Consider the following 17,008-nt stretch of genomic DNA (forward strand, 5'->3'; position numbering starts at 1 on the left):
ATGAACTGGCCTCTGACCAACCGTGGTTGGTAAGAAGTGCTCCTTAGAAAGGAGGTGATCCAGCCGCACCTTCCGGTACGGCTACCTTGTTACGACTTCGTCCCAATCGCCAGTCCCACCTTCGACAGCTCCCTCCCACAAGGGGTTGGGCCACCGGCTTCGGGTGTTACCGACTTTCGTGACGTGACGGGCGGTGTGTACAAGGCCCGGGAACGTATTCACCGCAGCAATGCTGATCTGCGATTACTAGCAACTCCGACTTCATGGGGTCGAGTTGCAGACCCCAATCCGAACTGAGACCGGCTTTTTGAGATTCGCTCCGCCTCGCGGCATCGCAGCTCATTGTACCGGCCATTGTAGCACGTGTGCAGCCCAAGACATAAGGGGCATGATGACTTGACGTCGTCCCCACCTTCCTCCGAGTTGACCCCGGCGGTCTCCTGTGAGTCCCCATCACCCCGAAGGGCATGCTGGCAACACAGGACAAGGGTTGCGCTCGTTGCGGGACTTAACCCAACATCTCACGACACGAGCTGACGACAGCCATGCACCACCTGTATACCGACCACAAGGGGGCACCTATCTCTAGGTGTTTCCGGTATATGTCAAGCCTTGGTAAGGTTCTTCGCGTTGCGTCGAATTAAGCCACATGCTCCGCTGCTTGTGCGGGCCCCCGTCAATTCCTTTGAGTTTTAGCCTTGCGGCCGTACTCCCCAGGCGGGGAACTTAATGCGTTAGCTGCGGCACCGACGACGTGGAATGTCGCCAACACCTAGTTCCCAACGTTTACGGCGTGGACTACCAGGGTATCTAATCCTGTTCGCTCCCCACGCTTTCGCTCCTCAGCGTCAGTAATGGCCCAGAGATCCGCCTTCGCCACCGGTGTTCCTCCTGATATCTGCGCATTTCACCGCTACACCAGGAATTCCGATCTCCCCTACCACACTCTAGCCTGCCCGTATCGAATGCAGACCCGGGGTTAAGCCCCGGGCTTTCACATCCGACGTGACAAGCCGCCTACGAGCTCTTTACGCCCAATAATTCCGGACAACGCTTGCGCCCTACGTATTACCGCGGCTGCTGGCACGTAGTTAGCCGGCGCTTCTTCTGCAGGTACCGTCACTTTCGCTTCTTCCCTGCTGAAAGAGGTTTACAACCCGAAGGCCGTCATCCCTCACGCGGCGTCGCTGCATCAGGCTTTCGCCCATTGTGCAATATTCCCCACTGCTGCCTCCCGTAGGAGTCTGGGCCGTGTCTCAGTCCCAGTGTGGCCGGTCGCCCTCTCAGGCCGGCTACCCGTCGTCGCCTTGGTAGGCCATTACCCCACCAACAAGCTGATAGGCCGCGGGCTCATCCTTCACCGCCGGAGCTTTTAACCTCTTCAGATGCCTGAAGAAGTGTTATCCGGTATTAGACCCCGTTTCCAGGGCTTGTCCCAGAGTGAAGGGCAGATTGCCCACGTGTTACTCACCCGTTCGCCACTAATCCACCCCGAAGGGCTTCATCGTTCGACTTGCATGTGTTAAGCACGCCGCCAGCGTTCGTCCTGAGCCAGGATCAAACTCTCCATGAATGTTTTCCCGTAATCGGGATCACACACACGAAAGAGCGGAACAGGTCGGGCCGGAATATGGCCCGCTGTTCTCAGCGTCCTCGCTGTGTTCGCCTGGACTGTCACAAGGACAGCCAGGACTTTTCAAAGGAACCACCAACCCACCGAAGTGGGCCGGGGTATCAACATATCTGGCGTTGACTTTTGGCACGCTGTTGAGTTCTCAAGGAACGGACGCTTCCTTTGTACTCACCCTCTCGGGCTTTCCTCCGGGCTTTCGTTCGGTATTTCGTGTTTCCGACTCTATCAGACTCTTTCGTGTCCGACTTCCTCGGTGCTTTCCAGTTCTTCGCTTTCGCGTTTCCCTTTCCGGCGGTTCCGACTCTATCAGGTCCTTTCGGTCCTGACTGCCAGTCAGCGGCGACCCGGCGAAGCCGGATGTTTATGCAGTGTCTTTCGGGCTGTGAGGCCGTTCCGACGAGTGAGACATTAGCGGAATCCTGGCTCCCGAGCTAATCGGGGGCGTTCCTTCGAACACGGATTCCTCATTTCGCAAACACGCACAAAAACGGGACGACAACAGTCGTTCGCTCAGTGGTTGCTGCGGAATGGCTGTCCGGGGCCGGCCGGGGCCGGTGCTCACGTCGGACAACTCGGAGAACACTACGTAGGCGTCAATCCCCTGTCAACCGGGGGTCGCGCCGCTAGAGTGGGGGTCATGACTTCGCGTACGCGCATCCAGGGCTGGCGGGCCGCCTGACGGCGGCCGCCCACACACGTACGCACCCAACGGCCGCCGCTCCGGCGGCCGTTCGCGTTTCCCCTCCGGGGAGGCCGGCCGCTGATGGCGGCGGCTCCTACCAGGAGGCAAGAGAGATGACGCGGATCTTCAGTGGGGTCAAGCCGACCGGACACCTGACGCTGGGCAACTACCTCGGTGCCGTACGGCGGTGGGCCGCGACCGATCAGCACCGGGCCGACGCGTTGTTCTGTGTCGTCGACCTGCACGCGCTGACCGTCGAGCACGATCCGGCGCGGGTACGGCGGCTCAGTAGGCAGGCGGCGACGCTGCTGCTGGCGGCCGGGCTGGATCCGGCGCTGTGCACTGTGTTCGTACAGAGCCATGTGGATGAGCACGCGCGACTGTCGTACGTACTCGAATGCACCGCCACGGACGGCGAGCTGCGGCGGATGATCCAGTACAAGGAGAAGAGCGTTCGGGCGCGGGCGGCCGGGGAGAGCGTGCGGCTGTCGCTGCTGACCTATCCGGTGCTGATGGCCGCGGACATTCTGGCCTACGGGACGGACGAGGTGCCTGTGGGTGACGACCAGACGCAGCACGTCGAGCTGACCCGGGATCTGGCGGTGCGGTTCAACCAGCGGTACGGGCACACCTTCGTGGTGCCGAAGGCGACGCGTCCGGCGGTGGCAGCCCGGGTCATGGATCTCCAGGAGCCGACTTCCAAGATGGGGAAGTCGCACGGGGCGACCGCGGGGATCGTCTATTTGCTCGACGAGCCGGAGGTCGTGCGGAAGAAGATCATGCGGGCCGTGACGGACAGCGGGCGCGAGGTGGAGTACGACCGGGAGGAGAAGCCCGGGGTAGCGAATCTGCTCGATGTGCTCGCGGCTTGTGAAGACGGGAACCCCGAGGAGCTGGCCGGTGTATATGAGTCGTACGGGGCGCTGAAGAAGGACACCGCTGAGGCTGTCGTCGAGCTGTTGCGGCCGGTACGGGAACGGCATGCGGAGCTGGCTGCCGATCCCGGTTATGTGGACCAGGTGCTGAAGGAGGGGGCTGAGCGGGCTCGGGGGATGGCACGGCCGACGGTGGACGCGGCGTATCGGGCCATTGGGTTGCTGCCCGCCGGGTGAAGTGAGTGGCGAGGGGCGAATTGGCGCGCGGCAGGTGGTCACCTGCTGTCCATTACCTGCGGAAGGGCGGGCGCTGGGGTGAATGAGCTTGTGGTTCGGGCCGTTGGCGTGTCGCTGCCGGCAGGGCGCGCGAGGTGACGCGTTCGTACGAAGGCGGGAGGGTGCGGGGGCGGCGGTGACCGTGTTGGAGGGACGGCTGGGCCTGGCCTGCCCGGGGTTTGCGGTCCCGGGGCAGGCCGTGGGGGTCAGCCGTTGCCGGAGGCCAGTTCGCGGCTGCGGTCGCGGGCTGCTTCCAGGGCGGCGATGAGGGCGGCTCGTACACCGTGGTTCTCGAGCTCGCGGATCGCGTTGATGGTGGTGCCCGCCGGGGAGGTGACCGCCTCGCGGAGCTTCACCGGGTGTTCGCCGCTGTCGCGGAGCATCACGGCCGCGCCGATGGCCGCCTGCACGATCAGGTCGTGGGCCTGGGCTCGGGGCAGGCCGAGGAGGATGCCGGCGTCGGTCATCGCCTCGACGAGGTAGTAGAAGTACGCCGGGCCCGAGCCGGAGAGGGCGGTGGCCGCGTCCTGCTGGGTCTCCGGGACGCGGAGCGTCTTGCCGACGCCGCCGAAGATCTCCTCGGTGTGGAGAAGGTGCTCCGCGGTGGCGTGCGTGCCTGCGGAGATGACGGACATGGCCTCGTCCACCAGGGCGGGGGTGTTCGTCATGACGCGGACGACGGGGGTGTTGGGGGCGAGGCGCTCTTCGAAGTACGAGGTGGGGATACCGGCGGCGCCGCTGATGACCAGGCGGTCGGCCGGGACGTGCGGGGCGAGCTCGTCGAGGAGCTTGCCCATGTCCTGGGGCTTGACCGTGAGGATGAGGGTGTCGGCGCGCTTCGCGGCTTCGGCGTTGGTCACCGGCTCGACGCCGTAGCGGGTGCGGAGCTCTTCGGCGCGCTCGGGGCGGCGGGCGGTGACCAGGAGGTCGGCCGGGCGCCAGCCGGCGCGGATCATTCCGCTGAGCAGGGCCTCGCCGATTTTTCCGGTGCCGAGGACTGCGACTGTCTGGGTCATGCGGTTCACCTCGCCGGTGGGGCTGCGTGTGCGTGCTTGCGTGCGTGTGACGCGCGTCTGCGTGGGTCGCTGCCGTTGCTCGGGCGTCTCGGGGACATCTTCGCACCGGGGGTGGGGGGTGGGCCGGGGCGTCCGGTGGGCGGAATGCCGCAGGAGTGGGCGTGGCGATGGAGGCGGGCGTGGCTGAGGCGGGGTCAGGCTGTGCGGCGGCGGAGGGTCGCTGCTCCGAGGATGAGGACCAGGACGGCGCAGAAGGCCACGATCCCGGCGTCGCGGATGAAGGTGGCCGTGACGTCCGTATGGCGCAGGACCTCGTTCATTCCGTCCACGGCGTACGACATGGGCAGGACGTTCGAGATCGCTTCCAGGGCCGGCTGCATCGTGTCGCGCGGGGTGAACAGGCCGCACAGGAGCAGTTGCGGGAAGATCACCGCCGGCATGAACTGGACCGCCTGGAACTCCGACGCCGCGAAGGCGGAGACGAACAGACCCAGCGCTGTGCCGAGCAGCGCGTCCAGCAGCGCGATCAGGAGCAGCAGCCACGGGGAGCCGACGACGTCGAGGCCCAGCAGCCAGAGGGACATCGCCGTGGCCAGGGCGGACTGGACCACGGCGAGGGCGCCGAAGGCCAGGGCGTAGCCCGCGATCAGGTCGGCCTTGGCCAGGGGCATGGCGAGCAGGCGTTCGAGGGTGCCCGAGGTGCGTTCGCGCAGGGTGGCGATCGACGTCACCAGGAACATCGTGATGAGCGGGAAGATCCCGAGCAGGGACGCGCCGATGGAGTCGAAGGTCCGCGGCGAGGCGTCGAAGACGAAGCGCAGCAGCGTGATCATCGCCACCGGGATGAGGAGCAGGAGGGCGATCGTGCGCCGGTCGTGGCGCAGCTGGGCGAGGACGCGGGCTGCGGTGGCGAGGGTGCGGGATGCGTTCATCGGTCGGTCTCCTGACGGGAGTCGGCCTCGTCGACCAGGCGGAGGAAGGCGTCTTCGACGGTGGCGGACCGGGTACGGGCGCGGAGGGCGTCGGGGGTGTCCTCAGCCAGGATTTCGCCCTCGCGCATCAGGAGGAGGCGGTGGCAGCGCTCGGCCTCGTCCATGACGTGCGAGGAGACGAGGAGGGTGGCGCCGCGGTCCGCGAGGGTGTGGAAGAGGTTCCAGAGGTCGCGGCGCAGGACCGGGTCGAGGCCGACGGTCGGCTCGTCGAGGACGAGGAGTTCGGGCGTGTTGAGCAGGGCTACCGCCAGGGACACCCGGCTGCGCTGGCCGCCGGAGAGGTTGCCGGCCAGGACGGCTTCGTGCGAGGCGAGGTCGACGTCGGCGATGGCGCGGGTGACGGCGTCGTGGCGGGCCTCGCGGTGGTCGCGGCCCGGCTGGAGGACGGCTGCGAAGTAGTCCAGGTTCTGGCGGACGGTCAGGTCCGTGTAGACGGAAGGGGCCTGGGTGACGTAGCCGATGCGGGAGCGCAGCGCGGCGTCACCCGCCGGGCGGCCCAGGACGTCGAGCGTGCCGGTGACTTTGGCCTGGGTGCCGACGACGGCGCGCATGAGGGTCGACTTGCCGCAGCCGGAGGGGCCCAGAAGGCCGGTGATCGCCCCTCGGGGGACGGTGAAGTCGAGGGCGCGGAGGACGGTGCGGGGGCCGCGTACGACCGTGAGGTCCCGGGCTGTCACCGCTGTTCCGGTCGTGGTGTCCGCGGTGGGCGGGGGGACGAGGGGACCGGGAGGTCCGGGCAAGTAATTCATCATGCGTTGAATATCCTCCCGGTGGTCCGCCGCGTCAAGCGATGGGGGCGCGTGCGGTGGGCGGAGGCGGCGTGCGGGCGTGCGGCGGCGGCGCAGGCGGGCGGCGGCGCGATCGGAAGCGGAGCATCCGCCTCCTTCGCGCTTCGGTGGGAACCGCTGCGTGACGGAAAGTCCTGTGTTGTCCAACTCCTCTACCGGACAATGAGTTTCGTCGCATTTCGACGTCCAGACGGAGGTTCCCCTTGCGTGGTCTGTCGTTGTGCCGAAGCGACTTCACCGCTTCTCTCGTGGTCTTCCTGGTCGCTGTTCCCCTGTGCGTGGGCGTCGCCGTCGCCTCCGGCGTACCGGCCGAGCTCGGTCTGATCACCGGCATCGTCGGCGGGCTCGTCGCGGGAGCGCTCCCCGGGAGCAGCCTGCACGTCAGCGGTCCGGCGGCGGGGCTCACCGTGCTCGTGTACGAAGCCGTACAGCGGTACGGCGTCGGGACGCTCGGAGTGCTCGTGCTGACGGCCGGACTGGTGCAGGTGGCCATGGGGCTGCTGGGGCTCGGGCGGTGGTTCCGGGCCATCTCGGTCTCCGTCGTACAGGGAATGCTCGCGGGGATCGGGCTGGTGCTGGTGACCGGGCAGGTGTACGCGATGGCCGACGCCCCGGCTCCGGCGGGCGGGGTGGCCAAGGTGCTGGGGCTGCCGGGGCTGGCCGGTGGGCTCGGTGGGGCGGGCGAGTCGGGTCCGGGTGCCGGGTCCGGCGGGGCGGGGCTCGTGGCGGTGGCGCTGGGGGTGGGGACCGTCGCCGTGCTCGTGTGGTGGCCCCGGTGGCGGGCGGCGGCGCGGGTGGCGCCGGCTCCCCTCGTCGCGGTGGGGCTGGCGGCGGGGGCGACGGCCGCGCTGGATCTGCCGGTGCGGCGTGTGGAGGTGCACGGGCTGCTGGACGCCGTACAGCCGCCGGGGGCCGATGCGTTCGCGCGGCTCGCGGAGGTCGGGGTCGTCGGGACGGTGCTGGCGTTCGCGCTGATCGCCTCCGCCGAGTCGCTGTTCAGCGCGACCGCCGTCGACCGGCTGCACGACGGGCCGCGTACCCATTACGACAAGGAACTGATCGCGCAGGGCACGGGCAACACGGTCTGCGGGGCGCTCGGGGCGCTCCCGATGACCGCCGTCGTCGTGCGCAGCGCGGCCAATGTGCGGGCGGGGGCGCGCACGAAGGCCTCGCGCGTGCTGCACGGCGTGTGGCTGCTGGTCTTCGCGGCTGCCGTGCCCGCGGCGCTCGGGGTCATTCCGGTGGCGGCGCTGGCCGGGGTGCTCGTGCACGCGGGCTGGAAGCTCATTCCCGTACGGGAGGTGGTGCCGCTGTGGCGGGAGCATCGGGGCGAGGCGGTCGTGCTGGTGGTGACCACCGGGGCGATCGTGGTGACGAACCTCTTCGAGGGAGTGCTGGTGGGGTTGCTGCTGGCGGTGGCGAAGACGGCCTGGGACACCAGTCATGTGCAGGTGGACACGGAGGATCTGGGTGCGGCGGAGGGGGTTCGGGTGCGGGTGCGTGGCAATGCGACGTTCCTGCGGCTGCCCAAGTTGCTCGACGCGCTGGAGGCAGTGCCGCGGGACCGGCCGGTCCGGCTGGACCTGGGTGGGCTGCGGCACGTCGACCATGCGTGCGCGGCGGCGCTGGAGGGGTGGGCGGAGCGGAGTGGGGTGGCGGTGAGGGGGTCCGCCCGCGAGGGGGTTCCGGGGGTTCGTTCCGGGGCGGACGACGAGGACGACGGGGTGGCGCGGGCGCCGCTCGTGGCCTGACCCGGCGGCTCGGGGCGCCGCTTGCCGCCCGACCGGCGGAGAGTGGGGGCGCCGCTCGTCGCCCGGCCCGGCGAGAGTGGGGTGCCCGGTGGGGCTTGCCCGTCCACCGCCTCTTTGCGGGAGCCGGGATCACTCACCGGCCCCCCGGTCCTCAGAGCCGGGCCGGCTGCGTTCGGCGGCGGCTCCGGTGCCTCTGGGGGGTCAACTGCGGCGGCGGTTGGAGGGCTTCTTGCGGGCGGCGGGATTGCCCGTGCGGGAGCCGCGGCGGCGTTCGTACTGTTTGAGGGCCGTCTCGTATTCGGTGCGGCGCAGCTTCTCGCCCGGCGCCTCGGTGAGTGAGCGGAAGAAGTACGCGAGGAGCGAGCCGATGAAGCCGATGCCCTTCAGGCTGCGCAGCTGGGCCTCGGTGGTGGGGTCGGGGCGGCGTGCGTACCCCTGCCAGGTCTGGCGGAAGGCGATCGCGCCGCAGATCGCGAACATGGCGACGACCAGGATGTTCACGAAGCCGCCGACGTCGGCGACCGCGAGGCCCTGGTAGGCGAAGCGCAGGATGAGGCATCCGGCGGCCGCGGCCGCCAGGGAGCCGGCCGCGACCCCGGCCCGGCGCAGCCCGTAGCCGCCGGTGTGGTTCAGCCAGGTCGTGCCGAAGAAGCGGATCGGCTCGGGCCGGGGACCCCCGCCGGTGGCGGGGGCGGCGGGGGCCGAAGTGCTGTCGGTGGTTTCGCTCACGGGGTCCATTGTCCCCGGTCCGGGCGGTCGGCGGATCAGACGGAGCAGCGCACCGCGACGTAGCCGTCGCTGCCGGTGTTGATGTACGCGTCGGAGACGAACTGGCCGTTCGCGATGTTGGACCAGAGGTTCGTCGTGCCGTACGGCCCGGACACCGTCGTCCCGGGGCACTGGCAGTTGATCGGCACGCGCGCGCCGTACGGCAGGACCTTGACTATTCCGTACTGGGTACCGGGGCCGCTGCGCACGTTCACCCGGTAGCCCGGAGCGACGGAGTACCGGGTCGCCAGCGTCTCCGCCGTGGTGAGCGTGGCGACGGTGTCAGGGGCGTCGGCGGTCCCGGATGCCCCGGTCCCGGCTGCCTCCCCGACGGCGCTCTCCACGTTGTCTTCGACTTCTCCTACGGCCATGAGGCCCTCCCCCGTCGGTGTTCGTCTTCCGTACGCCGCGCAGGCTAGCAACCCCCACCGGTTTCGCACGCATCATCGACTAGGCTCCGTGCGTCTCGCTTGCGGACGATTCACACGGGGGTGGACGATGCCGCCGCTGCGCAGCACCGGGACGGGCCCGGAAGCGGAGCATCCGGACTATGCCGGGCAGTACCGGCTCGAAGCCGTGCTCGGCTCCGGAGGCATGGGAGTGGTCCATCTGGCCACCTCCGGCTCCGGGCTGCGCCTCGCCGTCAAGGTGGTGCACGCCGACTTCGCCGCGGATCCCGAGTTCAGGGCACGTTTCCGGCAGGAGGTCTCGGCCGCCCGACGGGTGAGCGGGGCCTTCACCGCGCCCGTCGTGGACGCCGACACGGACGCCGAACGGCCTTGGATGGCGACCTTGTTCATCGAGGGGCCCACTCTCGCCGAACGCGTCAAACGGAACGGCCCGCTGGGTGCGGACGAGTTGCTGCGGCTGGGCGCCGGCCTTGCCGAGTCACTGCGCGACATCCACCGCGCCGGCGTGGTGCACCGTGATCTCAAGCCGAGCAACGTGCTGTTGGCGGCCGACGGGCCCAAGGTCATCGACTTCGGCATCTCGCGGCCGTCCGACAGTGACCTGCGGACGGAGACCGGCAAACTGATCGGTACGCCGCCCTTCATGGCGCCCGAGCAGTTCCAGCGCCCGCGCGAAGTCGGTCCCGCTGCGGACGTGTTCGCGATGGGGTCCGTACTGGTCCACGCGGCGACCGGGCGCGGCCCGTTCGACTCCGACAGTCCGTACATCGTCGCGTACCAGGTGGTGCACGACGAGCCGGATCTGGCGGGCGTACCGCAGGAACTGGTCCCGCTGTTCCGGCGCTGCCTCGCCAAGGACCCCGACGACCGGCCGACACCGGACGCGCTGATGGCCGCGCTGCGGTCCGCCGCCTACCGGACCTCCGACGACACCCAGGCGTTCATACCGGTGCAGCGGACCGGGGAACGGGTGGAAGGGGCGGATGGCCTTCCTTCGCCGGGGATGCCCTCGGTGAAGGACGAGGAGGAGGAGGCGGAGGCGGAGTGTTCCGTTCCCGGCGGGCCGGGGGCGCCGGGCAGAGCCGCCGCTCCGGTGTTCACGCGCGGCGTCCGGCGTGCGGTGGTCGCGGTGGCCGTGGGCTCGCTGGCCGTCGCGGGCGTTCTGGGCGTTCGCGCCCTGGTGGACGACGGCGGCCGTAGCGGGCCGGGGGCCGCCGTTCAGCGGACGGGCACGGGTACGGAGGCCGGGCGGGCCGCCCGTCCCTGGAACATCTCGCTGTGGTCGGGCCCGGGGAGCAGCAACGCACCTGCCTGCTCGTACGCGAGCGGCGCCCTCTATTGCGGTGCGGGCGGCGTCAAGGCCGCGCGCCTGAGTCCGGCGGACGGCAAGGCCGCCTGGTCGAAGGAGAAGACCGGCGCCTCCCGGTCCGCCTCGGGCGCCGGCGCTCCCGTCCTCGCCGGTGGTCTCCTGCATGTCGTCCTGCCCGGCGCGGACCGGCTGGAGGCGCTCGATCCCCGTACGGGGGAACGCCGTTGGAGTGTCGGCGTCCCCGCCGGTTCCTTCGTCCTCCATACGGCGAAGTCGGTGCTTCTCGTGCGCGCCGACGCGACCGTCCAGGCCGTCGACAGCGCCACCGGCGCGACCCGCTGGACCCGCCGGCACGGCGGCACCGGAGGGCGGTGGGTGGCTTCGCCCGGCGGCGAGGGACCGGTCTACGCGGCCACGCCGTCACCGGACGGTACGTCGACCACGCTCGTGGCCGTCGATCCGGACAGCGGCGCCGCGCTGTGGGAACAGCGGCTCAGCGGCATGCTCAGCCCGGTCGGCGCCTCGGGCGGCGCAGTGTTCCTGCTGGCCGACGACACCGACGGCGTGACCCGGGCCGTGGTCCGCCTCGACACCACGACCCGCGCGGCCCGCCGGATCCCGCTGGTCACGCCGCTCGACCAGGCGCAGGCCACCGTGCGGGGGAACACGGCGTACCTCTTCGGCGTCAACGGCTCCCTGGTGGCCGTCGATCTGAGCGGTACGGGCGACGCGAAGCGCGCGCAGCGGTGGCGGCTGGAGACGTCGGTGAGCCGGGCGTCACGGCCGGTCGCGGCCGGCGACCGCGTCTACCTGTCGGCGGCCGACGGGCGGCTGCTGGCGGTCGGCGCCGCCGACGGCAGGCTGCTGGGCCAGACCGAACCCCGGATGGGCAAAGGGCCGTACACCTTCGCGCCCACTCTCCCCGCGCCCGTCCCCGCCGCCGGAAAGGTCTTCGCCACCGCTCCCGACGGGTCGGTGTTCGCGGTGGCGGACGGGGATCCGGCGCGCTGGTGAAACGGCGGCGGGCGGGACCGGGCCTGTGCCCCGTCCCGCCCGCCGCGAAGACCGGCAGCGCTCAGCCGAGCTTGCTGACGTCGCGCACCGCGCCCTTGTCGGCGCTGGTCGCCATCGCGGCGTACGCGCGCAGGGCCTGCGAGACCTTGCGCTCGCGGTTCTTCGGCGCGTACACGCCGCCCAGGGCCTCGCGGCGGGCCGCCAGTTCCTCGTCCCCGACGAGGAGTTCGATGCCGCGGTTGGGGATGTCGATACGGATGCGGTCGCCGTCCTCGACGAGCGCGATCGTGCCGCCGGACGCCGCCTCGGGGGAGGCGTGGCCGATGGACAGGCCCGACGTACCGCCCGAGAAGCGACCGTCCGTGACGAGCGCGCAGGTCTTGCCGAGGCCGCGGCCCTTGAGGAACGACGTCGGGTAGAGCATCTCCTGCATGCCGGGGCCGCCGCGCGGGCCCTCATAGCGGATGACGACGACGTCACCCGGCTTGATCTCCTTGCGGAGGATCTTGTCGACGGCCTCGTCCTGCGACTCGCAGACGACCGCCGGGCCCTCGAAGGTCCAGATCGACTCGTCGACACCGGCGGTCTTCACGACACACCCGTCGACGGCGAGGTTGCCCTTGAGGACGGCCAGGCCGCCGTCCTTGGAGTACGCGTGCTCGACCGACCGGATGCAGCCGCCCTCGGCGTCCGTGTCCAGGGTGTCCCAGCGCTCGGACTGCGAGAAGGCGGTCGCGGAACGGACGCAGCCGGGCGCCGCGTGCCACAGCTCGACGGCCTCGTCGGACGGGGAGCCGCCGCGCACGTCCCAGGTCTTCAGCCACTCGGCGAGGGTGGCGGAGTGGACGGTGTGCACGTCCTCGTTCAGCAGGCCGCCGCGGTAGAGCTCACCGAGGATGGCGGGGATGCCGCCGGCCCTGTGGACGTCCTCCATGTAGTACGTACCGCCGGGCGCCACGTTCGGCGCGACCTTCGCCAGGCACGGGACGCGGCGCGAGACCTGGTCCATGTGGTCGAGGCCGAAGTCCAGCTCCGCCTCCTGGGCGGCGGCCAGCAGGTGCAGGATCGTGTTGGTGGAGCCGCCCATCGCGATGTCGAGCGCCATGGCGTTCTCGAAGGCGGCGCGGGTGGCGATGTTGCGGGGCAGGACGGTCAGGTCGTCCTGCTCGTAGTGGCGCTTGGTGATCTCGACGATCGTGCGGCCGGCGTTCTCGTACAGCGCCTTGCGGGCCGTGTGCGTGGCGAGGACCGAGCCGTTGCCGGGCAGGGCCAGGCCGATGGCCTCGGCGAGGCAGTTCATCGAGTTGGCGGTGAACATGCCGGAACAGGAGCCGCAGGTCGGACAGGCGTTCTCCTCGATACGGAGGATGTCCTCGTCCGAGATCTTGTCGTTGACCGCGTCCGAGATAGCGTCGACCAGGTCGAGCTTGCGGACGGTGCCGTCGACCAGCGTGGCCTTGCCGGCCTCCATCGGGCCGCCGGAGACGAAGATCGTGGGGATGTTGAGGCGCAGCGCGGCCATCAGCATGCCCGGCGTGATCTTGTCGCAGTTCGAGATGCAGATCAGCGCGTCCGCGCAGTGCGCCTCGACCATGTACTCGACCGAGTCGGCGATCAGGTCGCGGGACGGCAGGGAGTACAGCATTCCGCCGTGGCCCATCGCGATGCCGTCGTCGACGGCGATCGTGTTGAACTCTCGCGGGACGGCGCCCGCCGCCAGGATGGCGTCGGAGACGATCCGGCCGACCGGGGCGAGGTGCGTGTGCCCCGGAACGAACTCGGTGAAGGAGTTCGCGACCGCGATGATCGGCTTGCCGATGTCCGCGCTCGCTACGCCCGACGCCCGCATAAGGGCGCGCGCGCCCGCCATGTTGCGGCCGTGGGTGACTGTGCGGGACCTCAGCTCGGGCATCGTCGCTCGCTCCTTAGGCAGTGGGACGCAGATGGGACGTACGAGGCTTACTCACCAGAGTAACTTCGAGCGTACGCCCCGGATCCACGATCCGGACAAGTCGTCCGGTATTCGGGACGGCGTGGTCCGCCTCCGGTCACGGTCCGGCCAGGACGCGCGGATCTGGCGCCCGCGTCCGCTCCGACCGTGCCCGGCGTCACGGCTGCGTCAGGTACCGCTGGAGCGTCGGGGCCACCAGCTCGATGATCCGCTCGGGATCCGCCGAAGCCAGCGGCTCGGCCTTGATCACGTACCGGAGAATCGCGATCCCGACCATGTGCGAGGCCGCCAGCTCCGCGCGGAAGGTCGGGTCCGGTACGTCGAGCTCCGCCGCCACCCGCTCCAGCAGCCGCCGCAGCACGAACGTACGCAGCACCTTCGCCGCCGTCTCGTTCGTCAGCGCCGACCGTACGACGGCGAGCAGGGGGGCCCGGGTCGCCGGGTTCTCCCACACGCCGATGAAATAGCGGGCCAGCCGCTCGCCGATGCCCTCGGTGCCGCCCCGGCCGATGACCGCCGACACCGCGAGGACCGGCTCGAAGGACACCTCGATGGCGGCCGCGAAGACGTCGTCCTTCGTGCCGAAGTAGTGGTGGACGAGCGCCGCGTCGACGCCCGCCGCCTTCGCGATGCCGCGCATCGACGCCTTGTCGTAGCCGCGCTCCGCGAATTCGTCGCGGGCGGCCTGGAGGATCCGCTCGCGGGTGCCGGGGCCCGCGTCCTGGGGCGAGCGGCGCGGGCGGCCCCGGCGGCGGGGCTGGGGGCCGGGCGCCGTGGCGCCGTCGTCCGCGCCGCTGCCGGAACCGCTCACTGCTGCGACACCCGGGACGCCAGGTGCAGGCGGGTGAAGGCGAGCGCCTCCGCGAGGTCGGCCTCGCGTTCGGCGGACGACATGGCCCGGCGGGTGTTGACCTCGATGACGACATGGCCGTCGTACCCGCTCCGGGCCAGGCGCTCCAGCAGCTCGGCGCACGGCTGGTTGCCGCGCCCCGGGACGAGGTGCTCGTCCTTCGCCGAACCCCTGCCGTCCGCGAGGTGGACGTGCCCGAGCCGGTCGCCCATCCGGTCGACCATGGCCATGGTGTCGGTGCGGGCGGTCGCGGTGTGCGACAGGTCGACGGTGAAGTGCCGGTAGTCGTCCTTGGTCACGTCCCACTCGGGGGCGTACGCCAGCATCTCCCGGTCCTTGTAGCGCCACGGGTACATGTTCTCGACGGCGAACCGGACGTCCGTCTCGTCCGCCATCCGCCAGATCCCGTTGACGAAGTCGCGGGCGTACTGCCGCTGCCAGCGAAAGGGCGGGTGTACGACCACGGCCGACGCGCCGAGTTTCTCGGCGGCCGCCTGCGCGCGGCGCAGCTTCGTCCACGGGTCGGTGGTCCACACCCGCTGGGTGATCAGCAGGCAGGGGGCGTGGACGGCCAGTACGGGCACGCCGTGGTAGTCGGAGAGTCTGCGCAGCGCTTCGATGTCCTGGCTGACGGGGTCCGTCCACACCATGACCTCGACACCGTCGTAGCCGAGGCGTGCGGCGATCTCGAAGGCCGTCGCCGTCGACTCCGGGTACACCGACGCCGTGGACAGCGCGACCTTCGCATCAGGGATGCGCACCACTGGTTCTGCCACGAGGGACAGCGTACGGGCCCTCCCCCGGTGGGCGTCAGGCGGTCGGCAAGTGATCCAGACGACGCAGAATGACGCCTTCGCGCAGCGCCCACGGGCAGACCTCCAGCGTGTCGACGCCGAAAAGGTCCATCGCACCCTCCGCGACCAGGGCTCCTGCGAGGAGTTGCGCGGCTCGGCTGTCCGAGACTCCGGGGAGGCCGGCGCGCTGGGCCGCCGGCATCGCGGTGAGCTTGGGCACCCACTCCTCCAGCGACTTGCGACTCAGCTCACGCTGTACGTACAGCCCTTCGGCGGAGCGGGCCGCGCCCGCGATCCTCGCCAGCTGGCGGAAGGTCTTGGAGGTCGCGACGACGTGGTCGGGGCTGCCGAAGCGGGCGAATTCGCCGACCGTACGGGCTATCCGGGCCCGTACGTGGCGGCGCAGCGCCTTCACGTCCTGCGCGTCCGGCGGGTCGCCGGGCAGCCAGGCGGCGGTGAGCCGGCCCGCGCCTAGAGGGAGCGAGACCGCCGCGTCGGGCTCCTCGTCCATGCCGTACGCGATCTCCAGGGAACCGCCGCCGATGTCGAGGACGAGCAGCTTGCCCGCCGACCAGCCGAACCAGCGGCGGACGGCGAGGAAGGTGAGCCGGGCCTCCTCGGAGCCGCTCAGCACCTGGAGATCGACGCCGGTCTCGCTCTTGACCCGGGCCAGCACCTCGTCGGCGTTGGTCGCCTCGCGCACGGCGGAGGTCGCGAAGGGCAGGACGTCCTCGCACCCCTTGTCCTCGGCGGCCTGGAGCGCGTCGGCGATCGTCGCCACCAGCCGGTCGACGCCGTCGGCGCCTATGGCTCCGTCCCCGTCGAGGAGCTCGGCGAGCCGGAGCTCGGCCTTGTGCGAGTGGGCGGGCAGGGGGCGGGCGCCGGGGTGCGCGTCCACCACCAGCAGATGAACCGTGTTCGAACCCACGTCGAGGACTCCGAGTCTCATAGGCGGAACGCTACTGCGGCGGCGCGCTTACCCTTGGCCCCGTGTCGAAGACGAAAAAGGCGAAGCCGGGCAAAGCCACAAAGCAGCCGAAGATCAACCCTCCCGCCGTTCCTCCCGTGGCGCCGGTGGAGGACGAGAAGGGCGGGCTCGATTTCGCCCGCGCCTGGGTGGAGTTCCCCGACCCCGCGGACGACGAGCAGGTCTTCCGCTGCGACCTGACGTGGCTCACATCACGCTGGAGCTGCATCTTCGGCAGCGGCTGCCAGGGGATCCAGGCGGGGCGCGCGGACGACGGGTGCTGCACGCTGGGGGCGCACTTCTCCGACGAGGACGACGAGAAGCGTGTCGCCGGGCATGTCGCGCGGCTCACGCCGGATGTGTGGCAGTTCCACGACGTCGGTACGGAGTCGGGCTGGACCCAGACCGACGAGGACGGCGAGCGCCAGACGCGCCGCTGGGAGGGCTCCTGCATCTTCCAGAACCGGCCCGGGTTCGCGGGCGGCATGGGGTGCTCGCTGCACATCCTGGCGCTCAGGGAGGGCAAGGAGCCGCTGGAGACCAAGCCGGACGTCTGCTGGCAGCTGCCGGTGCGGCGTACGTACGACTGGATCGAGCGGCCCGACGACACGCGCGTCCTTCAGATCTCGATCGGTGAGTACGACCGGCGTGGGTGGGGGCCGGGCGGTCACGACCTGCACTGGTGGTGCACGTCGGCCACGTCCGCGCACGGGGCGGGGGATCCGGTGTACGTGACGTACCGGCCGGAGCTGACGGAGTTGATGGGGAAGCCGGCGTACGAGCGGCTGGTGGAGCTGTGCGAGGAGCGGCTTGCGTCGCTGCTGCCGATGGCTCCGCATCCGGCGGACCCGCCCACGCCGACGGACCCGCCGACGCCGACGGCGTGACGGGACGGCGTGACGGCGTGACGGGGCCGGGGACATGACGGGCCC

The 17,008-nt window shown here is 70.2% G+C and carries 13 protein-coding genes and 1 rRNA gene; 4 read left to right on the forward strand and 10 right to left on the reverse strand.

Features of this window, described 5'->3' with window-relative positions; translation table 11 throughout:
- Positions 1-47: 47 nt before the first annotated feature.
- A 16S ribosomal RNA gene (locus AS594_RS15505) occupies positions 48-1,573 on the reverse strand.
- Positions 1,574-2,428: 855 nt separating this feature from the next.
- On the opposite strand from AS594_RS15505, the gene trpS reads away from it, so the two are divergent.
- Entirely contained in the window at positions 2,429-3,427 is a 999-nt protein-coding gene (gene trpS, locus AS594_RS15515; RefSeq protein WP_069927597.1) for a tryptophan--tRNA ligase, read from the forward strand.
- 245 nt (positions 3,428-3,672) lie between these two features.
- Here trpS and proC read toward each other — a convergent pair whose 3' ends face one another.
- The 3 genes from proC to AS594_RS15530 form a co-directional block, all read right to left on the reverse strand.
- On the reverse strand, positions 3,673-4,482 hold the full coding sequence (gene proC, locus AS594_RS15520) for a pyrroline-5-carboxylate reductase (RefSeq protein ID WP_069927598.1): 810 nt from the start codon (positions 4,480-4,482) through the stop codon (positions 3,673-3,675).
- Between the two features lie 194 nt (positions 4,483-4,676).
- On the reverse strand, positions 4,677-5,414 hold the full coding sequence (locus AS594_RS15525) for an ABC transporter permease (RefSeq protein ID WP_069927599.1): 738 nt from the start codon (positions 5,412-5,414) through the stop codon (positions 4,677-4,679).
- Positions 5,411-6,226, reverse strand: a complete 816-nt coding sequence (locus AS594_RS15530; RefSeq protein ID WP_079148193.1) for an ABC transporter ATP-binding protein — start codon at positions 6,224-6,226, stop codon at positions 5,411-5,413. Before AS594_RS15530 ends, AS594_RS15525 begins: the two co-directional genes overlap by 4 nt.
- A 239-nt stretch (positions 6,227-6,465) precedes the next feature.
- Here AS594_RS15530 and AS594_RS15535 point away from each other — a divergent pair, with 239 nt between their 5' ends.
- Positions 6,466-8,013: a SulP family inorganic anion transporter gene (locus tag AS594_RS15535; protein ID WP_240509019.1), complete on the forward strand. Its 1,548-nt coding sequence runs from the start codon at positions 6,466-6,468 to the stop codon at positions 8,011-8,013.
- A 201-nt stretch (positions 8,014-8,214) separates the two neighbouring features.
- Here AS594_RS15535 and AS594_RS15540 read toward each other — a convergent pair whose 3' ends face one another.
- On the reverse strand, positions 8,215-8,751 hold the full coding sequence (locus AS594_RS15540; RefSeq protein ID WP_069932836.1) for a hypothetical protein: 537 nt from the start codon (positions 8,749-8,751) through the stop codon (positions 8,215-8,217).
- A 26-nt stretch (positions 8,752-8,777) separates the two neighbouring features.
- The gene (locus AS594_RS15545; RefSeq protein WP_107357930.1) at positions 8,778-9,152 is read right to left on the reverse strand and encodes an SH3 domain-containing protein; all 375 of its coding nucleotides are present in this window, start codon (positions 9,150-9,152) and stop codon (positions 8,778-8,780) included.
- 127 nt (positions 9,153-9,279) lie between these two features.
- Between AS594_RS15545 and AS594_RS15550 the strand changes: the two genes are divergently transcribed.
- On the forward strand, positions 9,280-11,514 hold the full coding sequence (locus AS594_RS15550) for a serine/threonine-protein kinase (RefSeq protein ID WP_069932835.1): 2,235 nt from the start codon (positions 9,280-9,282) through the stop codon (positions 11,512-11,514).
- Between the two features lie 61 nt (positions 11,515-11,575).
- On the opposite strand, the gene ilvD is transcribed toward AS594_RS15550, so the two are convergent.
- The 4 genes from ilvD to AS594_RS15570 form a co-directional block, all read right to left on the reverse strand.
- A complete protein-coding gene (gene ilvD / locus AS594_RS15555; protein ID WP_069932834.1) occupies positions 11,576-13,426 on the reverse strand; it encodes a dihydroxy-acid dehydratase in 1,851 nt (616 codons plus the stop codon).
- Between the two features lie 196 nt (positions 13,427-13,622).
- Positions 13,623-14,276 (reverse strand): TetR/AcrR family transcriptional regulator, encoded by a 654-nt coding sequence (locus AS594_RS15560; protein WP_069927604.1) that lies wholly within the window; start codon positions 14,274-14,276, stop codon positions 13,623-13,625.
- Positions 14,273-15,091, reverse strand: a complete 819-nt coding sequence (locus tag AS594_RS15565) for a sugar phosphate isomerase/epimerase family protein (protein WP_069927605.1) — start codon at positions 15,089-15,091, stop codon at positions 14,273-14,275. The genes AS594_RS15560 and AS594_RS15565 overlap by 4 nt, the downstream gene beginning before the upstream one ends.
- 34 nt (positions 15,092-15,125) lie before the next feature.
- A complete protein-coding gene (locus AS594_RS15570) occupies positions 15,126-16,058 on the reverse strand; it encodes a Ppx/GppA family phosphatase (RefSeq protein WP_069927606.1) in 933 nt (310 codons plus the stop codon).
- A gap of 41 nt (positions 16,059-16,099) precedes the next feature.
- Between AS594_RS15570 and AS594_RS15575 the strand changes: the two genes are divergently transcribed.
- Positions 16,100-16,963 (forward strand): DUF3109 family protein, encoded by an 864-nt coding sequence (locus AS594_RS15575; RefSeq protein WP_069927607.1) that lies wholly within the window; start codon positions 16,100-16,102, stop codon positions 16,961-16,963.
- The last annotated feature ends 45 nt before the right edge of the window (positions 16,964-17,008 follow it).

This window comes from Streptomyces agglomeratus, from assembly GCF_001746415.1.
GTDB classification, from domain to species: domain Bacteria; phylum Actinomycetota; class Actinomycetes; order Streptomycetales; family Streptomycetaceae; genus Streptomyces; species Streptomyces agglomeratus.

Coding starts and splice junctions, on each gene's coding strand:
- trpS (WP_069927597.1), top strand. CDS start 2,429: ATGACGCGGATCTTCAGTGGGGTCAAGCCGACCGGACACCTGACGCTG.
- proC (WP_069927598.1), bottom strand. CDS start 4,482: ATGACCCAGACAGTCGCAGTCCTCGGCACCGGAAAAATCGGCGAGGCC.
- AS594_RS15525 (WP_069927599.1), bottom strand. CDS start 5,414: ATGAACGCATCCCGCACCCTCGCCACCGCAGCCCGCGTCCTCGCCCAG.
- AS594_RS15540 (WP_069932836.1), bottom strand. CDS start 8,751: ATGGACCCCGTGAGCGAAACCACCGACAGCACTTCGGCCCCCGCCGCC.
- AS594_RS15545 (WP_107357930.1), bottom strand. CDS start 9,152: ATGGCCGTAGGAGAAGTCGAAGACAACGTGGAGAGCGCCGTCGGGGAG.
- AS594_RS15570 (WP_069927606.1), bottom strand. CDS start 16,058: ATGAGACTCGGAGTCCTCGACGTGGGTTCGAACACGGTTCATCTGCTG.
- AS594_RS15530 (WP_079148193.1), bottom strand. CDS start 6,226: ATGATGAATTACTTGCCCGGACCTCCCGGTCCCCTCGTCCCCCCGCCC.
- ilvD (WP_069932834.1), bottom strand. CDS start 13,426: ATGCCCGAGCTGAGGTCCCGCACAGTCACCCACGGCCGCAACATGGCG.
- AS594_RS15550 (WP_069932835.1), top strand. CDS start 9,280: ATGCCGCCGCTGCGCAGCACCGGGACGGGCCCGGAAGCGGAGCATCCG.